Below are 3,736 nucleotides of genomic sequence, written 5' to 3' on the forward strand. Positions count from 1 at the left end.
CCTCATGAACTAAAAAGTTTATTTTGAGACACCTCTTTTTCATAATATATATTTTAGTTAACTTGATGCTTTTTAAAATTATTTTTAGCAAAAGGTAAAAAAATAACTGAAAGCACTAAGCATGTAAAAATAATCATTGTAGGTAAAGCTACTATTAAATTACCAAATTTATAGTCTATATAATTAGTAAATGAAAATGAAATAGCTTTTGATGGTAAAATGTTGAGAATCTGATTATATAATTTATTTGTTTCACTATATTTTAAAAATATTGGTACAAATAGTAATATTATATTTGTAATTAAAACTGGAAAAGGTGATTTCATACAAGACGATAATAAAAGTGTAAAACTAATTAATACTATTAATATCATATAAATAATCTTATTATATCAAATTAAATATTCTTCCCCTAAATATTTATAGTTTAAAAGCTAAAGAATTTTATATTTGTAAATGTGATTTAAATAACATAAATTATTCCTGTCATCTTATATAACTTTTATAATTGCAAAAAAAAGTATGAATATTATAGTATTATTAAAAACAAATTTTTATTAATTAGAATACTTGTCCTGAATAATTTCATAAAGAAGTGCTAATTATTAGCAACTTCTTTATCTGATTTTTGTATTTTTAATTCTTTATCCAACATAATTTTTTCTATTGCTTCGTATATTATTGTATCTTTTTCTTGTTTTTCTTCTAATGTAAACTTTCTTCCTAAGATTGTTTCAGGAGATACTACATGGCATATGGTATTTCCATGTAGTACTGTCATGGATATTTTATAACCACTTTTGTCTGTTGGAACATCTATATCATCATTAAAGTATGTTATAGTAACTGTACCATTTAAGTCTCTTTCTATCTTTGACATTTAAATCCCCCCTTTTTATATTTTATGTATCTTAAAAATTGTCCTATTCTCAATCAATATTTATAATTGACCAATTAAACTCAGATTGATTAAACATAAATTGCAAAAAATAACGAACTATAAACATTGCTACCACATATAAAAATTAAACACTGAAATATGATATACTATCTTTATTAAGCTAGCTAATTTGTGCATAAAAAGAGAGGATGGACTATTAAAAAAAATATATTATATAAATTACAAGGAGCTGATTTTATGGAATGGATTGAAAGACTAAACAAAGCAATTAACTATATTGAAGAAAACATAACAAAAGAAATTGAATATGAACAAGTGGCAAAAATAGCTTGTTGTTCTACATATCATTTTCAAAGGATGTTTGCTTATATGGCAGATGTACCACTTTCTGAATATATTCGCCGTAGACGAATGTCTTTAGCGGCTGTAGAACTACAAAATGATGATAAAAAAATAATTGATGTAGCTTTAAAATATGGTTATTCTTCTCCAACGGCATTCAATCGTGCCTTTAAAAGTATTCATGGTGTTGCTCCATCAATTATAAAAAAAGGAGAAATAACAACTTTTAAAGCATTTCCACCAATCAGCTTTAAAATTAGTATTAAAGGAGCCGAAGAAATGAATTATAGAATTGAAAAGAAAGAAGCATTTCGTATAGTTGGTGTATCTCAACCACTTCACACTGAGTTAGAAAAGAATTTTGAGATTGTTCCTCAAATGTGGCAAAAAGTTGCTTTAGATGGAACACTTCAAAAGCTAATATCTATGATGGATAGTCAACCTCAAGGTGTATTAGGTATAAGTATTTGTAATAATTCAGAAGAATGGAAGTATTGTATCTCTGTTTCAAGTACAAAATCTATAGATAATACATTGGAGGAATACACTGTTCCAGCTTTTACTTGGGCAATATTTTCTGGAGAGGGACAATGCCCACAGGCAATGCAAGAACTAGAAAAGCGTATTATAACAGAATGGTTACCTACTTCTGGTTATGAATATGATAATGGTCCTGATATTGAACTTTACTTAAATCCAGACCCTCAAAATGCTAAATTTGAAGTATGGATACCTGTTGTAAAAAAATAGTTTAAAATTTAAAAGTTGAGTAAGATATGAAACTAGTAGTATAAATACTTACCTAAATTATAAGATTTTAAATATACTATCAAAATTACCATATAAAAATAAACCTGTAAAATATATTCTGTATTTTGAAGGTTTATTTTTTGTGTTTTAAATATAATCAACTTGCTACTGAATATAATATATTCAAGGAGTGTGATTTAATGAATGTGGCAATTTATTTACGCAAAAGTAGAGCTGATGAAGAAGCAGAACATAGAGGTGAATTTGAGACTTTAAGTAGACATAAGACGACTCTTTTAAAACTAGCAAGAGAGCAAAATTTAAATGTCATTGACATTAAAGAAGAGCTTGTTTCTGGTGAAAGTGTAGAATATAGACCTAAGATGCTAGAACTATTAGATGAAATTAAAAATAATAACTATGATGCTGTTCTAGTAATGGATATTGACCGTTTGGGTCGTGGAAATATGCAAGACCAAGGACTTATATTAGATACATTTAAAAAATCTAAGACAAAAATTATTACTCCTAGAAAAACTTATGATTTAAATGATGAATTTGATGAGGAATACTCTGAATTTGAAGCTTTTATGGCTCGTAAGGAATTAAAATTAATCTCTAGGCGTATGCAGAGAGGAAAAATCAAAAGTATTGAAGAAGGTAAATTTATAGCTCAAGCTCCTCCTTATGGATATGATATTAAATATTTAAATAATAAAGAAAGAATACTTGTAATAAATGAGGATAAAGCAACTGTTGTTAAAATAATCTTTGATATGTATTTAAAAGGAGATGGTGCCTGTAAAATATCCAACTATTTAAATGAACTTGGTTATAAGACTACAACAGGTAGAACTTGGTATGAAAAAGGTGTAAGAGATATCATAAAAAACAAAGTATATTGTGGGTACATAGTATGGAATAAAGTTGATAGAAAGAGAAATTCTAGTAGAACAAGAGAAATTGAAGAACAAATTGAAGTAAAGGGAAAACATGAACCAATAATAAGTGAAGACATATGGAATAAAGCACAAAACATAAGAAAAAAACGTAGTAATTCTCCTACTCCAAACAATAAAATAACTAATCCATTAGCTGGGATTGTAAAATGTGGATACTGTAATCATACTTTAGTAGCCAAATCAAATACTACATCAAGTGGATATGAGAAATATATGGTCTGTACTAATTGTAAAAACAAAGCTACTAAATTATATATATTGGAAAATAAAATATTAGAGGTCTTAAATAAATGGTTAATAAATTATAGCCTATCTTTAAAAAAAGAAAAAGACAATTTGAAATTTGAAGATACTTTAAAGCGTACCCTGATAAGTTTAAATAAGGAATTTGATAGTTTAGAAAAACAAAAAGAACGATTACATGATTTTTTAGAACAAGGAGTTTATGATAGTAATACATTTATGGAACGTTTAAAAATAATCACATCTCGCATAGAAAATGTGAAAGATTCTATAAATAAAACAAATATAGATATTGAACTAGAAAAAGAAAAAAATGAAGTTAAAACACAAATTGTTCCTCAACTTGAAAAAATTTTAAGTGAATATACAGAGGAGAAAGAACCGTATCTAAAAAACATATTGCTTAAAACTGTAATCAATTATGCTGTATACAAAAAAGAACCTAATCAAAAATCTGATGATTTTTCTTTAATACTCTACCCTAATATCCCAAGAAATTAATTACATATTTTGATGTTATAATTAGACCGATTACCAA

4 protein-coding genes are annotated in these 3,736 nt (G+C 26.3%); 2 read left to right on the forward strand and 2 right to left on the reverse strand.

Features of this window, described 5'->3' with window-relative positions:
- Positions 1 to 53 precede the first annotated feature (53 nt).
- Together KGF39_RS19050 and KGF39_RS19055 are read right to left on the reverse strand one after the other, a co-directional pair.
- Complete coding sequence (locus KGF39_RS19050) at positions 54 to 374, reverse strand: hypothetical protein (protein ID WP_227823517.1); 321 nt, start codon at positions 372 to 374, stop codon at positions 54 to 56.
- A 224-nt stretch (positions 375 to 598) separates the two neighbouring features.
- Positions 599 to 880: a hypothetical protein gene (locus tag KGF39_RS19055; RefSeq protein WP_227823518.1), complete on the reverse strand. Its 282-nt coding sequence runs from the start codon at positions 878 to 880 to the stop codon at positions 599 to 601.
- 258 nt (positions 881 to 1,138) lie between these two features.
- Here KGF39_RS19055 and KGF39_RS19060 point away from each other — a divergent pair, with 258 nt between their 5' ends.
- Both KGF39_RS19060 and KGF39_RS19065 read left to right on the forward strand, forming a co-directional pair.
- Positions 1,139 to 1,993 (forward strand): AraC family transcriptional regulator, encoded by an 855-nt coding sequence (locus KGF39_RS19060; protein WP_227823519.1) that lies wholly within the window; start codon positions 1,139 to 1,141, stop codon positions 1,991 to 1,993.
- 200 nt (positions 1,994 to 2,193) lie between these two features.
- Positions 2,194 to 3,699: a recombinase family protein gene (locus KGF39_RS19065; protein WP_227823520.1), complete on the forward strand. Its 1,506-nt coding sequence runs from the start codon at positions 2,194 to 2,196 to the stop codon at positions 3,697 to 3,699.
- Positions 3,700 to 3,736 lie beyond the last annotated feature (37 nt).

The organism is Clostridioides sp. ZZV14-6345, assembly GCF_020657775.1.
Classification (GTDB): domain Bacteria; phylum Bacillota; class Clostridia; order Peptostreptococcales; family Peptostreptococcaceae; genus Clostridioides; species Clostridioides difficile_D.

Bases quoted from the DNA above. Each gene is read 5' to 3' on its own strand.
- KGF39_RS19050 (WP_227823517.1), bottom strand. From the start codon at position 374: ATGATATTAATAGTATTAATTAGTTTTACACTTTTATTATCGTCTTGT.
- KGF39_RS19055 (WP_227823518.1), bottom strand. From the start codon at position 880: ATGTCAAAGATAGAAAGAGACTTAAATGGTACAGTTACTATAACATAC.
- KGF39_RS19060 (WP_227823519.1), top strand. From the start codon at position 1,139: ATGGAATGGATTGAAAGACTAAACAAAGCAATTAACTATATTGAAGAA.
- KGF39_RS19065 (WP_227823520.1), top strand. From the start codon at position 2,194: ATGAATGTGGCAATTTATTTACGCAAAAGTAGAGCTGATGAAGAAGCA.